Source organism: Flavobacterium palustre, assembly GCF_014639535.1.
Taxonomy (GTDB): Bacteria; Bacteroidota; Bacteroidia; order Flavobacteriales; family Flavobacteriaceae; genus Flavobacterium; species Flavobacterium palustre.
In genome coordinates, this window is record NZ_BMGA01000001.1 from 988,618 (window position 1) to 1,007,309 (window position 18,692).

The following is an 18,692-nucleotide window of genomic DNA, read 5'->3' on the forward strand; positions in this document are numbered from 1 at the left end:
ATTTTACAGATTAAAAGGATTAGAAATCTTTAAAATCCGTGAAATCTGTGGCAAAAAAAATTAAATAACAATGATTTTATTTCAAAACATAAAAAGCAATATTGCAACGGCAACAACAATTTTGTTGACTTGCGGAGCAATCCAATCTGTTGTTGCACAAAACGATACGGTAAAATATGTTGGAAAAACCCTTTCTAATATCGATTATCATCATGGGCAATTGAGTCCGGCAGTGGGAGTTCATGCTACGCAAATTATGCGTGCCAGCCGTGAACATCCTGAAAAAGCCGACGGTTTTGGCTGGACTTACAATCACCAGCCGATGATGGCCTATTGGAATAATACTTTTTATTTGCATTATCTGAGTGATCCATCGGGAGAACATATTCCGCCAAGTCAAACGCTGATTATGACTTCTAAAGATGGAAATATCTGGACAAAGCCTAAGGTGATTTTTCCTATCTATCGCATTCCTGACGGTTGGAAAAAAGAAGGTGTGGAAGGTGTAGCTAAAAATTTGGATGCCATCATGCACCAGCGTATGGGATTTTATACTTCTTCGGATAAAAAATTGTACGCCTTAGGATATTATGGCATTGCGATGGATGAAAAAGACGATCCGAATGACGGAAAAGGAATCGGTCGTGTGATTCGTGAGATCAAGAAAGACGGAAGTTTTGGTCCTATTTATTTCATTCGATACAATAAAACCTGGGATAAATCTAAATCGGCATTTCCATTTTATACGCAGTCAAATGACAAATATTTGAAGAAAGCTTGTGCCGAAATCCTTTCTAAACCACTGGTTTTACAACAATGGGTGGAAGAAGCCGATCGCGATGACGAATTGATTCCGTTACAAAAACCGTATAAAGCTTTTAGTTATTACCATTTGCCAAATGGAAACGTAGTAGGTTTATGGAAACACGCTTTAACTTCGGTGAGTAAAGATGGCGGGAAAACCTGGGGATATACACCTTTACGCGCACCCGGTTTTGTGAACAGTAATGCTAAAATCTGGGGACAAAAAACATCGGATAATCGTTATGCTACCTTGTACAATCCGTCTGAATATCGTTGGCCATTGGCTATTTCAACTTCTGACGATGGGTTAAATTATAAAGATTTATTATTGGTTCATGGAGAAATCAGCCCAATGCGATACGGAGGAAACTATAAATCAGCTGGTCCGCAATATGTTCGCGGAATTACCGAAGATAACGGAACACCGCCTGATGGAAAAATTTGGGTAGGTTATAGCGTGAACAAAGAAGACATTTGGGTGGCTTCGATTCCAGTTCCGGTGACTTCAGTTGTGAAAGAAAATGTAAACGATGTTTTCAATAATTTGGCTAATGGCGAAGAATTGAAGATGTGGAATACCTATGATCTTTCTTGGGCTTCGGCTAAAATTGAAAAGAAAGCCGATGGCGTAAAATGGCTGACTTTAAGAGACCACGACATGTTTGATTATTCCCGTGTGGAGCGAGTGATTCCTTTTGCTCAAAAAATGGAAGCTACGTTTACAGTAAAACCGGAACAAAATAATCACGGTGTATTACAAGTTGAATTTCAAAACCGTCAAGGACTTCCTGCGGTACGATTAGTATTTGATTCGAATGGAGAAATAACGGCAAAAAATGGTGCCCGCTCTGGCGGTGTTGCCAAATACGAAGCTGGGAAAGAATATACCGTTACGGTTAAGTTAGATGTAAAAACACGTTCTTACACAGTAAAAGTAAATGATGGTAAAGAATCAACACGTATTTTTTATGCTCCAGTTGATGGTTTTGAACGCATCATGTTTAGAACCGGGGAACAACGTTACAATCCAAATCCGGATACAGCGCCTGATACAGAAGATTATGATGATTTAAAAAACACAGGTATGGAAATCCCGGATGCTGTTTTTAATATTAAATCATTGGTCACAAAAAAGTTATAGTTTTTTACCATTAAGAAATTAAGGAAATTTAGCTGAATGCACCTAATGATATTAATGTCTTAATTAAAGATCTACAAAAATAAATCGGCGTAAATCTGCAAGATCTGCGTGCAACTAAAAATTATGAAATATATAAAAAACATATTTTTCTTATTTTCACTTCTAATCGTTTCCATAACTAACGGACAGATTACTGCTGGTCATTTAACTTGTGAAATGAATGAAAATCCATTGGCGATAAATACTAATCAACCAAGATTAAGCTGGCAATTGGTTTCAAAAGAAAACAACGTATCCCAATCAGCTTACCAGATTTTGGTAGCTTCTTCTGAAGAAAAACTGAAAAAAGACAATGGCGATATCTGGAACAGCGGAAAAGTAATTTCAACTAAAAATCTGCAAATTGACTTCGGCGAATCTTCTTTAAAGAACGAAACGAAATATTTCTGGAAAGTCAAAGTCTGGAATCAGGATGGTGTTGCTTCAGGATGGAGCAGTCCGGCTTCTTTTAGAATAGCACCTTTCGTAAAAGATTTAAATCCTATTTGGATTGGGGCGATTACAAAGGCAGATAGTCATTTACCGGAAGGCCGAAATTACCATACGGCAACTTTCAACAAAGAGAAAAAAGCATCGCTAATCAACGCTGCTGATTCGTTGTCACGCAGAAGTATTATGATTCGCAAACCTTTTGAAGTTAAAAAAGAAATCAAGGAAGCTGTAGTTTACATTTCCGGTTTGGGACATTATGAATTGACGATAAACGGAAAGAAAATTGGCAACAGCGAGTTTGCACCTTTGTGGACCGATTATGACAAAACCGTCAATTACAATACTTACGAATTAAATGCTTCGCAATTGCAAAAAGGTGAAAATGTAATTGGAGTTTTGTTGGGTAATGGAATGTATAACACGCTTGCCGAACGCTATTCGAAGTTTTATGTGAGTTTTGGACCACCGACTTTATTTTTCAAAATGAAAGTGATTTATAAAGATGGTTCTTCAGCAATTATTAAATCAGACGAAAGCTGGAAATACAGCAAAAGCCCGATTACCTATAACAGCATTTTTGGAGGCGAAGATTACAATGCTAATTTGGAACAAAAAGGTTGGAACAACAAAGGTTTCAATGATTCCAATTGGAAAAAAGTGGTTGTTCAGGAAGCGCCTAAAGGAATTTTGAGAGCACAAACGGCATCACCAATTATTGTTCAAAAACAATATGAGGTTAAGGAAGCAAAAGAACTGAAACCTAACTTTTATATTTTTAATATGGGGCAAAATCTTTCCGGTTTTCCAACTATTAAAGTGAAAGGAAAAAAAGGACAAACGGTTCGTGTTTGGGTGGGCGAAAGCCTGAATGAAGACGGAACTGTGGGTCAGGGAAAAACAGGGAAGCCGTATTATTATGATTACACTTTAAAAGGCGAAGGCATCGAAGAATGGCGACCTAATTTTAGTTATTATGGTTATCAATACGTTCAGATTGAGAACATCAATTACAAAGAAGACAAGGACAAAAATCTTCCGACATTGGTTGATTTGAAATCAAATTTCATTTACAATTCGTCTGGCGAAGCGGGAACTTTTGAATGTTCTAATGACATTTTCAACAAAACACACTGGCTGATTAATAATGCTATAAAAAGTAATTTTCAAAGTGTTTTCACCGATTGTCCGCAACGTGAAAAATTGGGTTGGATTGAGGAAATTCATTTAAACGGACCAGGATTGTTTTTTAATTACAATCTGGAAAGTTTCATTCCGGCTACCATGCAGAATATTTCAGATTCACAACGTGACAATGGTTTAATTCCAACGATTGTTCCTGAATATGTTGTCTTTGGAGGTGATTTTACCGATTCGCCTGAATGGGGTGTGACGGGAGTGATTTTGCCTTGGATGTATTACGAATATTATGGCGACGTTTCTTTGTTGGAGAACTATTATCCCGTAATGAAAAAGTATGTAGATTATTTAGGCACAAAAGCCACAGGCCATATCGTGTCACACGGATTGGGCGATTGGTATGATTACGGGACACACGCAGCGGGGTATTCTAAAAATAGTCCGATTGCACTTTCGGCGACAAGCCATTATTTCTATGGAGCAAGTTTGCTTGCCAAAGCGGCGAAATTGCTGAATAAAACGGAAGATATTGCGAAATATGAAACCCTGACTTCGGAAATTAAAAAGGCATTTAACGATAAATTTTTTAATGCGGAAACCAAACAATACGGTACGGGAAGTCAGTTTAGTAACGCCGTTCCGATTTTTATGGATATCGTAGAACCACAATACAAACAAGCGGTAATGCAAAATTTGTTGGCCGATATCAAAGCCAAAGGCGACCGATTGACAACCGGAGATGTAGGGAACCGTTATTTGTTTCAGACATTGGCACAAAATGGCGAAAACGAAACGATGTACAAAATGAACAATCATTATGATGCACCGGGTTATGGTTTTCAAATCAAATTTGGTTTGACCACTCTCACAGAACAATGGGATCCAAGAAAAGGAAATTCATGGAACCATTTTATGATGGGACAAATCGAAGAATGGTTTTATAAAAGTCTGGTAGGGATTGTTCCGGATGTTGAAAATCCGGGGTTTAAGCATTTCTTTATCCAACCGGAGTTGGTAGGCGATATGACTTTTGCGAAAGCGGATTACCAATCGATTTATGGAAAAATTGCTTCGTCTTGGGAAAAGAAAGATGGAAGATTAATTCTGAAAGTTGAAATTCCTGTTAATACTACGGCAACAATAAAAATGCCGGTAAAAAAGAACGCTGTTATCAAAGTAAATGGAAATATACTAAGCGATTCTAAAAACGTTCTGAAAGTTTTGGATAATGAAGAAAAACCTTCATTTGTCTTAGGTTCAGGTATATATGTGTTAGAGTGTGCTTTGTAAATGAAAATAAAATGATAAATTTAAGGATGAAACGGAATCAAATGAAAAGGCTGTTGCTGATGGTGTTTTTGTTTTTGGCTGTGCCAAAAATGGAGGCTCAGACATCAGATAACAATTACAGAGCGCCAATAGCAAAAACAATCAGTACGATTGCTTCTATTTTTAAAGTGACTATCAATGATAAAGATGGTTTGCTTAAAGATAAAGAATTGGATTATGCCGATTGGAGAATCCGTCAGGGGAATTTAGAAGTTTCATTGACAGCGGTTTTGTCTCCTTTTGAGTTGACTTATTTCAAAGAAAACGATTCGACTTATGTGATTCGAAAATTTGAATATGCCAGAAGATCGGTAACTGTGGGCAAAGAACGTTTGGAATATTTGGCTGATTTGTATCCTAATCTAAAAGCCTGGGAAACCAGAAAAGCCGAATTAAAACAATGTATTATCAGTTCGATTGGTTTAGACAAAGCTCCGGCAATGCCAAAGACAAAACCAATTTTGACTTCAAAAAGAATTTATAAAGATTACAGTGTAGAAAATATTGGATTGGAAATCATACCGGGAGTTTATGCAACAGGCTCTATTTATAAACCGTATCCTTTAAAAGGAAAAGTCCCTGTGGTGATTACGCCTAATGGGCATTTCGGGGATGGAAGATATCGAAAAGACCAGCAATTGCGTTGCGCTGTTTTGGCTAAAATGGGAGCGGTTGTAGTCGATTTTGATTTGTTTGCCTGGGGAGAATCTACTTTACAGTTTGATGCCACTTTGCATAGAAACAGCATTGCACAAACCATTCAGGTTTTAAGTGCCGAGCGATTATTAGATTACATGTTTTCGCAAAAGTATATTGACAAAAATCGAGTAGGAGTTACCGGTGGTTCAGGCGGTGGCTCTCAAACCATGTTTTTGGCTGCGATTGATGACAGAATTACTGTTTCGATTCCGGTGGTGATGACTTCTTCTCATTTTGTGGGTGGTTGTCCATGCGAAAGCGGTCGTGGTTTGCATCTTTGCGGCAACGGAACTAATAATGCTGAAATTGCAGCAATGGCGGCTCCTAAACCACAATTGATTGTTTCCGATGGTGGAGATTGGACAGCGACTGTGCCGGAATTAGAATTTCCGTTTATCCAAAAAACTTATGGTTTGTATGGAAAACAAAGCTTGGTCGAAAATGCTCATTTCCCTAAAGAAGGGCATAATTATGGCGAGTCCAAACGTATGGCAATGTATCCTTTTATGGCAAAGTATTTGGGATTGGATTTGAAAAAAGTGCAAAATGAAAAAGGAGAAATTGACGAATCGACTTGTGTGATTGAGCCTTATGAAAAGATGTATGTTTTTGGAGCTAAAGGTGAAAATTTGCCTAAAAATGCTTTGAAAGACATCAACAAATTATATGAATTGTTCGGAGAAAAAAATGGTAAGGTTTACGAGGTTAAAAAATAGAATTTTGCCACAGATTAAAATGATTATCACAGATTAAGTAAAGTGATTATTAGAAAATCCTTTTAATCTTTCTAATCTGTGGCTAAAAAAACAACTATATGAAGTTAAAAAATAAAATACAACAAATTGGTGTTGGGATTCTAATCGTTTTAGGAAGCCACAATATTTTGGCACAAACTAAAAACAATTTAAAATTATGGTACAATAAACCTGCTGCAATCTGGAACGAAGCTTTGCCATTGGGTAATGGACGTTTGGGAGCGATGGTTTTTGGCGACCCTTCAGTTGAGCGTTTGCAATTGAATGAAGAAACCATTTGGGCGGGTTCTCCTAATACCAATGCGCATGATAAATCGATTAAGGCTTTGCCAATTGTTCGAAAATTAATTTTCGAAGGAAAATACAAAGAAGCGCAGGATTTGGCAACCCGTGATATCATGTCGCAAACCAATGATGGTATGCCGTATCAGACTTTTGGGAGCGTGTACATTTCGTTCAACGGGCATAATGATTATAAAAATTACTACCGTGATTTAGATATTGCCAATGCTACGGCTTCGGTACAATATGAGGTGGATGGTGTTACTTATAAAAGGGAAGTATTGACCGCTTTTGCCGATCAGGTGATTGCAGTAAAGTTATCGGCAAGCAAAGCCGGGAAAATTACTTGTAATGTGATGATGAACAGCCCGATTGATAAAACACTTTCTTTCTCGGATGAGAACGAAATTGTGATGACCGGAACGGGAACTAATTTTGAAGGTGTAAAAGGAAAAGTAAAATTTGAAGGCCGTCTGGCAGTTCAAAACAAAGGCGGAAAAGTAACTTCTAAAAACGGAGTTATAAGTATCAATGGCGCCGATGAAGCGACTTTGTACATTTCAATAGCAACTAATTTTGTGGATTATAAAACTTTGGACGAAAACCAAACGCCAAAATGCAAATCCTATTTAGTGGCTGCTTTGCCAAAATCTTTCGAAACAATCAAAAAGAACCATGTAGCTTTTTATCAAAAATATTTTAATCGGGTGAGTTTGGATTTGGGTTCAAATGAAAATGTAAAGAAACCTACCGATGAGCGCATTCGTGATTTTGCTAAAGTATTTGATCCGCAACTGGCAGCCATGTATTTTCAGTTTGGTCGTTATTTGTTGATTTCGTCTTCGCAACCGGGTGGGCAACCAGCAAATTTGCAAGGGATTTGGAACGATATGGTTTCGCCGCCCTGGGATAGTAAATACACAACAAATATCAATGCCGAAATGAATTACTGGCCGGCCGAGCTTACCAATCTTTCTGAAATGCACGAGCCTTTTATCCAAATGGCAAAAGAATTGAGTGTTACTGGTGCCGAAACAGCTAAAACCATGTACAACGCCCGCGGTTGGGTCTTACACCACAATACCGATATTTGGCGCATTACAGGACCGGTAGATCAGGCAGCTTCAGGAATGTGGCCTACAGGCGGTGCCTGGGTTTGTCAGGATTTGTGGGAACGTTATTTGTACACTGGCGACAAAAAATATTTGGCAGAGATTTATCCGATAATGAAAGGTGCAGCACAGTTCTTTTTAGACTTTATGGTTGTCGACCCGAATACCAATTATTTGGTTGTAGTGCCTTCTTCTTCGCCTGAAAATGTGCATGCCGGCGAGGACGGAAAATCGACTATTGCTTCGGGAACGACAATGGATAACCAATTGGTTTTTGATTTGTTTACCAATGTGATGAAAGCTTCGGCTTTAGTTTCGCCTGATGCAGCTTTTATTAAAGAACTGAAAGAAGCTCTGGCTAAAATGCCTCCGATGAAAGTGGGAAAACACAATCAGCTACAGGAATGGCAGGAAGATTGGGATAATCCAAAAGACAATCACCGTCACGTTTCACATTTGTACGGCTTGTTTCCTAGTAACCAAATTTCGCCAATCAAAACACCTGAACTGTTTGAAGCAGCGAAACAATCGTTGATTTACAGAACCGATGAATCAACTGGTTGGTCAATGGGTTGGAAAGTGAATTTATGGGCTCGTTTATTAGACGGAAATCACGCTTACAAATTAATTCAGGATCAACTGCATTTGGTAACCGCAGATCAAAGAAAAGGTGGCGGAACTTATCCGAATATGTTGGACGCACACCAGCCATTTCAGATTGATGGGAATTTTGGTTGCACCGCCGGAATTGCCGAAATGCTGATGCAATCTCAGGAAGGAGCGATTCATTTATTGCCAGCTTTGCCAACCGTTTGGAAAAACGGCTCGATAAAAGGATTAGTAGCCCGTGGTGGATTTGTAATCGACATGGAATGGAAAAATAACAAAGTTTCGACTTTGAAAGTGTATTCAAAATTAAGAGGAAACTGCCGATTGAAACTGGAAAACACTTTGAAAGCTGAAAAAGGAATTACGCTTAAAAAAGCAAAAGGGAAAAACCCGAATCCGTTGTTTTATGATGTTGAGGTGAAGAAACCAATCATTTCTAAAGAAGCGAAATTGCCTAAAGTGCAATTGCCAAAGTACAATGAATACGATGTGGAGATGAAAGCGGGGGAAACCTATACATTTTACGGGAATTAATAATTCAACAGAATATTCCCCTCCATTGGAGGGGTGCCCGAAGGATGGGGTGGGAAAAAACACCCCGGCTTTCAGCCCCCCCTCTTAAAAAGAGGGGAATAATAAAATGAAAAAATAAATTAAAATGTTGACAAATTTTAAATACAAAATAATAGCTTTTACAGTTTTGGTTGCTTCATTAAGCAGTTGTAAATCGGGTGTGGGATATTCCTCAAAAGGAAAAGGAGCTGTGTTGAAATCCGATAATTTCAAACATTATGTGGATTATTTCAACACGATGGAAGACGAGAATCTGAAATTTGCGATTCCGAATGATAGTGCGTGGGCATGGATGGAAAAGAATATTCCGTTGTTCGAATGTCCGCAGCAAAATTTTGAGGAAATCTATTATTACCGTTGGTGGACGGCTCGAAAACACATCAAGAAAACGCCTCTTGGTTATGGAATTACCGAGTTTTTGGTCGATCGTTCCTATGCCGATAAATACAATTTAATTGCTTGTGCTGTTGGGCATCACATCAACGAATTTCGTTGGGTTCACGATCCAAAATACATTGAACAGGATGTGAAAATCTGGTACCGTGGCAATGATGGGAAACCGATGAACAAATTGTACAAATTCAGTAGCTGGACTGCCGATGCTTTGTACAATCGCTATTTGGTGAACAAAGATGAAAAATTCTTATTGGATATGTATCCGGATATGGTGACGGATTATGCCGTTTGGGAAAAAGACCGTCAGCGCAAGGATGGTTTGTTTTGGCAACACGATGTAAAGGACGGAATGGAAGAATCGCTGAGTGGCGGACGTAAAGTACAAAATGCACGCCCAACAATTAACAGCTATATGTACGGCAATGCGATGGCGATTTCGAAAATGGCCGAAATGAAAGGCGATAAAGAAGCGGAAGCCAAATTCAAAGCCAAAGCTGATGTCCTGAAACAATTGATAGAAACCAAATTGTGGAATAAGAAAAGTGAATTTTTCGAAACCTTTACTGAAAAAGATACTTTGGCGCAGGTGAGAGAAGCTATCGGATTTATTCCTTGGTATTTTAATTTGCCAGAGCAAAATAAAGGTTTTGAAAAAGCCTGGGAACAAATTAAGGATGAAAAAGGGTTTTCGGCTCCTTTTGGTTTGACAACAGCTGAAAGAAGAAGTCCACGTTTCAGGACTCACGGAACCGGAACCTGCGAATGGGACGGAGCGATCTGGCCTTTTGCTACTTCACAGACGTTGACGGCTCTGGCTAATGTTTTGAATAATTACAACCAAAACTTTGTTGCCAAAACCGATTATTTCAAACAGATGAATTTGTATGTTGAATCGCAATACTATCGTGGCCGACCTTATATTGGCGAGTATCTGGACGAAACGACAGGCTATTGGTTAATGGGAGACAGAGAGCGAAGCCGTTATTACAACCATTCGACTTTTAACGATTTGATGATTACAGGATTGGTGGGTTTACGCCCAAGAGCCGATGAAAAAATTGAAGTGAATCCGTTGATTCCACAAGAAAAATGGGATTGGTTCTGTCTGGATAATGTGTTATATCACGGAAATATTATTACGATTCTTTGGGACAAAACCGGAGAAAAATATGGTAAGGGAAAAGGTTTCAGAATTTTTAAAAATGGAAAGGAAATTGCTGTTTCTGAAAAATTAGAAAAATTAGTGATTGAATAGTAAATCTGCGAAGATCTGCGGAATCTGCGTGAAAAAATTAGCACGCAGATTTTAGCAGATTCGGCAGATTAAAAATGAATATAATTTATAGAAAAAGAACAAATACTTGAAAATTTTCAAGCCGTAGTAAATAAAAAACTATGAAAAAAATAATTCTACATACATTCCTTCTTATTGCATCACTCTGTTTTTCTTTGGCGCAAGCCCAAAATAAAATTAGTGTCACAAATTTGCAATGCGAAATGCTTAACAATCCGGAAGGAATTGATGTTTTGCAACCGCGTTTGAGCTGGCAAATAAAAGCAGATGTCAATGATGTAAAACAAACGGCCTATCAAATTTTGGTCGCTTCGACTTTGGAAAACCTGAACGCGAATAAAGCTGATTTATGGGATAGCGGGAAAGTAGCAAGTGATGAATCTGTCAATGTTATTTACAACGGAAAAAAACTTAGAGATAGAGATAATGCGTTTTGGAAAGTAATTGTTTTTACGAATAAAGGCGAAGTAAAATCTAATGAGAAAGCTCATTTCAGCATTGGGATTTTAACCTATGCCGACTGGAAATCGACACGCTGGATTGGTTATGAAAAATTGTCGAAAGATGATAGCATTTCTCAATATTCGAAATTATCAGCCCGTTATTTAAGAAAAGAAATTGATGTAAAAAAGCAGGTCAAAAATGCTAAAGTTTACATCATGGGAATGGGTTTGTATGAGTTGTATATCAACGGGAATAAAATTGGCGATCAGGTATTGGCTCCCGTTCCGACGGATTATACCAAAAACGTAAAATACAATGTTTTTGATGTGACTTCGCAATTGAAGGAAGGCAAAAATATGCTGGGAACGATTTTAGGAAACGGACGTTTTTTTGCAATGCGTCAGGATTACAAACCGTATAAAATCAAATCATTTGGTTTGCCAAAAATGGCTTTGCAGTTGTTTGTAGAATATACAGACGGAAGCAAAGAAGTCATCAGAACAGACGACACCTGGAAATTAACCACTGACGGACCGATTTTGTCCAACAACGAATACGACGGTGAAGAATACGATGCCCGCAAGGAAATGAAAGGCTGGGCAACGACTAATTTTGATGATAAAAATTGGGTAAATGCCAGATACGTGCAGGAACCGGGCGGTTTTTATGAAGCGCAGATGACACCGAATATGAAAATCAAAGGCGAAGTAAAACCGATTTCGATCAAGCAAACTGCCAAAGGAACTTATATTCTCGATATGGGTCAGAATATGGTAGGCTGGCTGCAACTGAAAGTCAAAGGAAAAAGTGGCGATCAGGTTACAATGAAATTTGCCGAATCCTTGCAGGCAGATGGTTCGCTGTACATTGCCAATTTGCGTGACGCCAAAACTACCGATGTGTACACGCTAAAAGGTGAAGGCGAAGAAGTCTGGGAACCACGTTTTATATTTCACGGTTTCCGATTTGTAGAAATTTCAGGTTTTCCGACCAAACCAACTTTAGAAAATTTTGTTGGGAAAGTGGTGTATGACGATATGAAAACCACGGGGACTTTTGAATCTTCGGATGCAACAATGAACCAGATTTTCAAAAATGCCTGGTGGGGCATTAGCGGAAATTACAAAGGAATGCCGATTGACTGTCCACAGCGAAACGAGCGTCAGCCTTGGTTGGGAGACAGGACAACAGGTGCTTATGGCGAAAGTTTTTTGTTCAATAACCAGACTTTGTATGCCAAATGGCTGGACGATATCAAATATTCCCAAACACAGGACGGGGGATTGCCCGATGTGGCACCGGCTTTCTGGCGTTATTACGGTGACAATGTGACCTGGCCGGGAACCTACATCACGGTGGGTGATATGTTGTACCAACAATTTGGCGATGCGGAAGTGATTAAAAAACAATACCCTACCATGAAAAAATGGATGGTGTATATGGAGGAAAATTATCTTCAAAATGATTTAATGGACAAGGACAAATACGGTGACTGGTGCGTTCCGCCGGAATCATTGGAATTGATTCGTTCCAAAGATCCTGCGCGTTTGACTGATGGTCAATTGTTGTCGAGCGCTTTCTATTATCAGCTGTTGGGCATTATGAAAAAGTTTGCCGTAATCGCAAAAGCCGATGCCGATATTGCCCATTATGATGATTTGGCAAGCAGAATCAAGAAAGCTTTCAATGCCAAATTTTTGAATACCGAGAAAAACTACTACGCTAACAATACCGTAACGGCAAACGTACTGCCTTTGGCTTTCGGGATGGTTCCTGAAAATTTAAAAGATAAAGTTTTCCAAAGTATGGTTCACGAAGTTGAAGTAACTAAGCAGGGTCATATTAGTACGGGTGTTATCGGAACGCAGTTTTTGATGCGAACGCTGACGAATTTTGGAAGAGGGGGTTTGGCTTATAAACTGGCTTCAAATAAAACCTATCCAAGTTGGGGTTTCATGGTCGAAAACGGTGCTACCACTATTTGGGAATTATGGAACGGAAATACTGCTGATCCATCGATGAATTCGCAAAACCACGTGATGCTTTTGGGCGATTTACTGATTTGGTACTATGAAAATATGGCGGGAATCAAGAGCAATCCTGAAACTCCGGGCTTCAAACAAATCATCATGAAACCTGATTTCAACGCTGGATTGACTTTTGTAAATGCGTCTTATGAATCAGTTCATGGATTGATAAAAAGTAATTGGAAAAAGGAAAAGAGTGGTTTAGAATGGAATATTACAATTCCGGCAAATACTACTGCTTTGGTGTATTTGCCAACAGCAGATTCTAAAAAAATCAGCGTCAATAAATCAAAATTAGATAAAACTTCGATTGCTCATAAAATGGAAGGAAACCAACATGTTTTAACCTTGCCATCAGGAAATTATACATTGAAAGTAAACTAGAAATACGAATTAATAAATACATAACATAAATAAAAATAATAATGAAAGGATTAAAAATAGCATTAATGCTGATTGGAATAATAACATTAGGAAGTTGCAGCGTTTCTTTAAAAAATAAAACCTGGAAAGAAGGCATCTTAGTAGATGAATTTATTTATGATAAAGCACCTTATCCTTCCTGTCATGCGGTAACTATTGTTGAAGCAACGAATGGTGATTTAGTAGCATCCTGGTTTGGAGGAACACACGAAAGACATCCGGATGTTTGTATTTATGTAGCTCGTAAACCAAAAGGAAGCGATAAATGGACGGAAGGAATTCAGGTTGCCGATGGTGTAATGAAAGAAGGACCAAGATTACCAACATGGAATCCGGTTCTCTACCAAATTCCGGGTGGCGATTTGATGTTGTTTTATAAAATTGGACCAAAACCATCCGAATGGTGGGGTATGCTAAGAAGATCTAAAGATGGTGGAAAAACCTGGTCAGAAGCAGAAAAAATGCCTGACGGCTTTTTAGGACCTATCAAAAACAAACCGGTTTTGTTAAGCAATGGAACATTATTGCTTCCATCAAGTATTGAAGGTGACGGATGGAGATTGCGTATGGAATCGACTCCTGATTTTGGAAAAACATGGGTTATGGGCGATACTTTATCAAGAGGAAAACAAAAAATCAATGCGATTCAACCAAGTATTTTATTCCACAAAGACGGAAGTATTCAGGCTATTGGAAGAACCAGAAATAGAGCTGTTTTTAGTACATTTTCTAAAGACAACGGAAAAACTTGGTCTGATTTAGAGTTAATTGGATTGCCGCAAAATAATTCAGGAACCGATGCGGTGACTTTGAAAAACGGAAAACACCTATTGGTTTACAATCACGTTTTGCCTCCGGGAACGGAAGCTAAAGGACCAAGAACACCATTGAACGTTTCAATTTCTAATGACGGAATCAATTGGAAAGCAGCATTGGTTTTAGAAGATTCGAAAATCAGTCAGTATTCGTATCCGTCAATGATTCAGTCTTCTGACGGAATGGTGCATGTAGTTTATACCTGGAGAAGAGAACGATTGAAATATGTAAAAATCGATCCAACAAAATTGAAAGCTATTCCTATCAAGAACGGAATCTGGCCTGGACAAGAAGGTGTTGAAGTAAAAGCGGTTAAGGCTGAGGAAGAGTAAAAAAAATTTGCCACAGATTATAGGATTAAAAAGGATTTTTTTTAATCTGCATAAATCATTATAAATCTGCGTGAAAAAAAAATAAGCACGCAGATTTTGCAGATAAAGCAGATTTCTAATTTGTGGAAATCCTTTAATCTGTGGCAAAAAAACGTAATAAATTATGAAGTCAATTAATTTTCTAAAGAACTTAATTATTGCGACGTTGGTTGTTTTTGCAGCAACGTTTACAAATTCAATTTCTGCTCAGTCATCAAAAAAGCAAAATTACAAAGTGGCAGTTTGCGACTGGATGATTTTAAAAAGACAGAAGTTGGGAGCATTTGAATTAGCGAGCCAACTGAATGCCGATGGAATTGAATTAGACATGGGAGGTCTAGGTAATCGTGAAACTTTTGACAGTAAATTAGCTAATCCTGTTGAGGTGAAGAAATTCAAGGATAAGTCTAAGGAATTTAATGTAGGGATTTCGTCTATTGCGATGTCTGGTTTTTACGGACAATCATTTGCGAAGCGTGAAACCGTAAAAAAAATGGTTCAGGATTGTATCGATGCCATGAAAACTATGAATGTAAAAGTGGCTTATTTGCCATTGGGAAATCAATGCGATTTGAAGAAAAATCCCGAATTGCGCCCTGTTATTATCGAACGTCTGCAATGGGCAGGAAAACAGGTAGCTAAAATAGGTGGTGTTATCGCTGTTGAAACCACGTTGGATGCCACCGCCGAAAAAGCATTTTTGAAAGAGGTAAACTGTAATCGCATTAAGAGTTCGTTCAATTTTTCCAATGCAATAGAAAATAGAAAAGACATTGCGACAGAATTACAAATTTTAGGAAAAAAGAATTTGGCTCAAATTCATGCATCGAACACCGATGGTTTTTGGCTACAGAATGACAAAAAGATAAATATGCCTAAAATCAAAGCTGCTTTGGATAAAATGAATTGGAAAGGCTGGTTGATTGTAGAGCGCTCTCGAGACACTACTGATGTACATAATGTAAAAGGGAATTACGGGGCAAATGTGGCCTATTTGAAGAAAATTTTTCAGAATTAAATTATTTAGCCACAGATTTTAAAGATTAAAAGGATTTCTATAATCTGTGAAAATCTTTAAAATCTGTGGCAAAAAATCAAGATTATAATTTGTGCTAATTTGTGCAATTTGTGGTCAAAAAATAAAAAATACAATGAAATATATAAGTTTACTTTTTTTAAGTTTTTACGTCTCTTTTGCAACGGCGCAAAGCCTTACGATTGTTCGTGATGCCAATGCACCCCGAGCGCAATTTGGAGCCGAAAAACTATCGGAAATAGCAAAAATAAAAGGATTCAAAGTAGTTTTTGCGGATAAAGCGCCTAAAAAATCAAAAGATAAAGTAATTGTCATTGGCGAAAAAGGAACTGATTTTTGGAAAGCCAATTCGAAAACAGCTAAAATCAACGATTCGAATCTGACTAAAAAAGAAGGTTTTCAAATCAGTACTCAAAAAAATACTATTTATGTAGAAGGAACCGATGCTACCGGAGCTTTGTACGGAGCATTAGAATTGGCTGACCGAATTAATACTTTGGGTGAAATCCCTTCAGAAATCAATATTCAGGACAGTCCGGAAATGGTGTTGAGAGGAACTTGTGTTGGGATTCAAAAACCAGTCTATCTTCCCGGAAGAGATGTTTACGAATATCCGTATACACCTGAGTCTTTTCCTTGGTTTTATGATAAATCGCTTTGGATAAAATACCTGGATATGATGGTTGATAACCGAATGAATTCTTTGTATTTATGGAACGGACATCCTTTTGCTTCTTTGGTAAAACTAAAAGATTATCCATTTGCTTTGGAAGTAAGTGAAGAAGATTTTAAAAAGAACGAAGAAATCTATAAATTCCTTACCGTAGAAGCCAATAAAAGAGGAATTTGGGTCATCCAGATGTTTTATAATATTCTTGTTTCCAAACCATTTGCGGAGCATTATAACATTAAAACACAGGATCGTTCCCGCCCGATTACTCCTGAAATTGCCGATTACACAAAAAAATCAATCACAGCATTTATTGAAAAATATCCAAACGTAGGTTTGTTGGTATGTTTAGGAGAAGCCATCAATACAGTTGAGGACGACGTAGAATGGTTTACCAAAACCATTATTCCGGGGGTTCAGGATGGTTTGAAAGCGATAGGAAAAACGAATGAACCGCCAATTATTGTTCGTGCTCATGATACAGATGCACCTTTGGTAATGGAAAAATCATTGCCGTTGTATAAAAATTTATACACCATGCACAAGTACAATGGGGAGTCATTAACAACTTATACGCCACGTGGTCCCTGGGGTGAAATCCATAAAAAGCTGAGTTCTTTGAATTCGGTTCACATTTCAAACGTACATATTCTGGCAAATTTGGAACCTTTCCGTTACGGTTCTCCGGATTTTATCCAGAAAACGGTTCAGGCTATGCACAACATTCACGGAGCTAATGCACTGCATTTGTATCCGCAGGCATCCTATTGGGATTGGCCTTATTCGGCAGATAAAACGAAATCGGGTGAGCGTTTATTAGAAATGGATCGCGACTGGATTTGGTACAAAGCCTGGGCAAGATATGCCTGGGACAGTAAAAGAGACAGAAAGGATGAGGTTAAATATTGGGATAATGATTTGGCAGCCAAATTTGGAACAGATGCAGAAGCAGCTAATAATATCTTAAAAGCATACGAAGAGGCAGGAGAAATCGCTCCAAAAACATTGAGACGTTTTGGAATTACTGAAGGAAATCGTCAAACGTTATTATTAGGGATGTTCGAAAGTCAATTAGTCAATCCGGCTAAATGGCGCGTGTACCCGGGATTCCATGAATCTTGCGGACCTGTAGGCGAATTGCTTTTGGAATACGCTAAAAAAGAATGGAACAAAGAACCACATGTGGGTGAATTGCCTACGCAAATTATTGCCGAAATTACAGAACACGGACGTTTAGCTGTTGAAGCGATTGATAAAGCAGAGGTGAAAGTAACCAAAGATAAAGAAGAATTCCTGCGTCTTAAAAACGATATGCACGCTTACAAAGCTTTTGCCGATTTCTTTTCAGAAAAAGTAAAAGCGGCTGTTTTAGTGTTGCGTTACAGTTATTCTAATGAAATAGCCGATTTGGATAAGGCATTGCCACATTTGGAAAAAAGTATTGAACACTATGAATCATTGGTGAATTTAACCAAAGATCATTATTGGTATGCCAATAGTATGCAAACCGCACAACGCCGTATTCCAATTGGAGGTGACGACGGAAACAATAAAACCTGGGCGGAATTATTACCGCATTACGAAAGGGAGTTGGCTAATTTCAAGAGAAATTTAGAACTTTTGAAAACATCAAAAGACGGTAAAATCGCAACTAAAGAAGGCAAACCGTGGAAAACAGCCGACGTGACTCTGTTGAGTGAAAACAAAGGAACTTATGCGGTGAAAAATGGAACAAAAGTATATGGAACACCAATTTCTGAATTGACAAAAGTAGCTCCTGAATTACAAAATCTCAAGGGAATTGCTTTTGACGAAACTTCTCAAAATGAAAAAGGAACGCATTTGAAATTTAAAAATACCAAAGCCGTAAAACTGGTGGTGGGTTATTTCAATTCGGATCAAAAAAGGTTTTTATTTCCGCCAAGTTTAGAAACAGATGCGGCTGGAAATGCTTATGGTCAGGCTGAGGTTGTTTTGGCGAGTGCAATGAATTTGAAAGAATTGCCACGAATTAATATTCATACTTACACCTTTCAGCCAGGAGAGCACAAACTGGATTTAGGCAAAGGAAGAGTGCTGATTTTAGGTTTTATCGATGCCAACCAAACTATTACAAGTCGTGATGTAGGTTTTATTGATGCAGGTGAAAAAGAAGCTGTAGATTGGTTGTTTTATTAAAATGAATTACGATATGTCACACTGAGCCTGTCGAAGTGTGATATTTGAAATAATAAAAATATTCCAACTTCAATGAACTTATATGCCTTCTATGGTTTAAAAAA

The 18,692-nt window shown here is 38.1% G+C and carries 9 protein-coding genes; all 9 read left to right on the top strand.

Annotated features, from left to right (window positions below; all coding sequences use genetic code 11):
* The first annotated feature begins 70 nt into the window (after positions 1-70).
* The 9 genes from IEV84_RS03935 (at position 71) to IEV84_RS03975 (ending at position 18,588) form a co-directional block, all read left to right on the top strand.
* Complete coding sequence (locus IEV84_RS03935) at positions 71-1,945, top strand: sialidase/neuraminidase family protein (RefSeq protein ID WP_188492615.1); 1,875 nt, start codon at positions 71-73, stop codon at positions 1,943-1,945.
* A gap of 123 nt (positions 1,946-2,068) precedes the next feature.
* Entirely contained in the window at positions 2,069-4,864 is a 2,796-nt protein-coding gene (locus IEV84_RS03940) for a glycoside hydrolase family 78 protein (RefSeq protein ID WP_188492617.1), read from the top strand.
* A 41-nt stretch (positions 4,865-4,905) separates the two neighbouring features.
* Positions 4,906-6,318 carry an alpha/beta hydrolase family protein gene (locus IEV84_RS03945; protein ID WP_188492619.1) on the top strand — a complete coding sequence of 471 codons (1,413 nt, stop codon included), beginning with the start codon at positions 4,906-4,908 and terminating at the stop codon, positions 6,316-6,318.
* Positions 6,319-6,416: 98 nt separating this feature from the next.
* Entirely contained in the window at positions 6,417-8,894 is a 2,478-nt protein-coding gene (locus tag IEV84_RS03950) for a glycoside hydrolase family 95 protein (protein WP_188492621.1), read from the top strand.
* A 124-nt stretch (positions 8,895-9,018) separates the two neighbouring features.
* On the top strand, positions 9,019-10,584 hold the full coding sequence (locus IEV84_RS03955) for an MGH1-like glycoside hydrolase domain-containing protein (RefSeq protein ID WP_188492623.1): 1,566 nt from the start codon (positions 9,019-9,021) through the stop codon (positions 10,582-10,584).
* Positions 10,585-10,724: 140 nt separating this feature from the next.
* Positions 10,725-13,478 (top strand): glycoside hydrolase family 78 protein, encoded by a 2,754-nt coding sequence (locus IEV84_RS03960; RefSeq protein ID WP_188492625.1) that lies wholly within the window; start codon positions 10,725-10,727, stop codon positions 13,476-13,478.
* 41 nt (positions 13,479-13,519) lie between these two features.
* Positions 13,520-14,665: a sialidase family protein gene (locus IEV84_RS03965; protein WP_188492627.1), complete on the top strand. Its 1,146-nt coding sequence runs from the start codon at positions 13,520-13,522 to the stop codon at positions 14,663-14,665.
* 163 nt (positions 14,666-14,828) lie between these two features.
* Positions 14,829-15,722, top strand: a complete 894-nt coding sequence (locus IEV84_RS03970; RefSeq protein ID WP_188492630.1) for a sugar phosphate isomerase/epimerase family protein — start codon at positions 14,829-14,831, stop codon at positions 15,720-15,722.
* Positions 15,723-15,855: 133 nt separating this feature from the next.
* Entirely contained in the window at positions 15,856-18,588 is a 2,733-nt protein-coding gene (locus IEV84_RS03975; protein ID WP_188492631.1) for an alpha-d-galacturonidase, read from the top strand.
* Positions 18,589-18,692: the final 104 nt, after the last annotated feature.

Coding starts and splice junctions, on each gene's coding strand:
- IEV84_RS03935 (WP_188492615.1), top strand. CDS start 71: ATGATTTTATTTCAAAACATAAAAAGCAATATTGCAACGGCAACAACA.
- IEV84_RS03940 (WP_188492617.1), top strand. CDS start 2,069: ATGAAATATATAAAAAACATATTTTTCTTATTTTCACTTCTAATCGTT.
- IEV84_RS03945 (WP_188492619.1), top strand. CDS start 4,906: ATGAAAAGGCTGTTGCTGATGGTGTTTTTGTTTTTGGCTGTGCCAAAA.
- IEV84_RS03950 (WP_188492621.1), top strand. CDS start 6,417: ATGAAGTTAAAAAATAAAATACAACAAATTGGTGTTGGGATTCTAATC.
- IEV84_RS03955 (WP_188492623.1), top strand. CDS start 9,019: ATGTTGACAAATTTTAAATACAAAATAATAGCTTTTACAGTTTTGGTT.
- IEV84_RS03960 (WP_188492625.1), top strand. CDS start 10,725: ATGAAAAAAATAATTCTACATACATTCCTTCTTATTGCATCACTCTGT.
- IEV84_RS03965 (WP_188492627.1), top strand. CDS start 13,520: ATGAAAGGATTAAAAATAGCATTAATGCTGATTGGAATAATAACATTA.
- IEV84_RS03970 (WP_188492630.1), top strand. CDS start 14,829: ATGAAGTCAATTAATTTTCTAAAGAACTTAATTATTGCGACGTTGGTT.
- IEV84_RS03975 (WP_188492631.1), top strand. CDS start 15,856: ATGAAATATATAAGTTTACTTTTTTTAAGTTTTTACGTCTCTTTTGCA.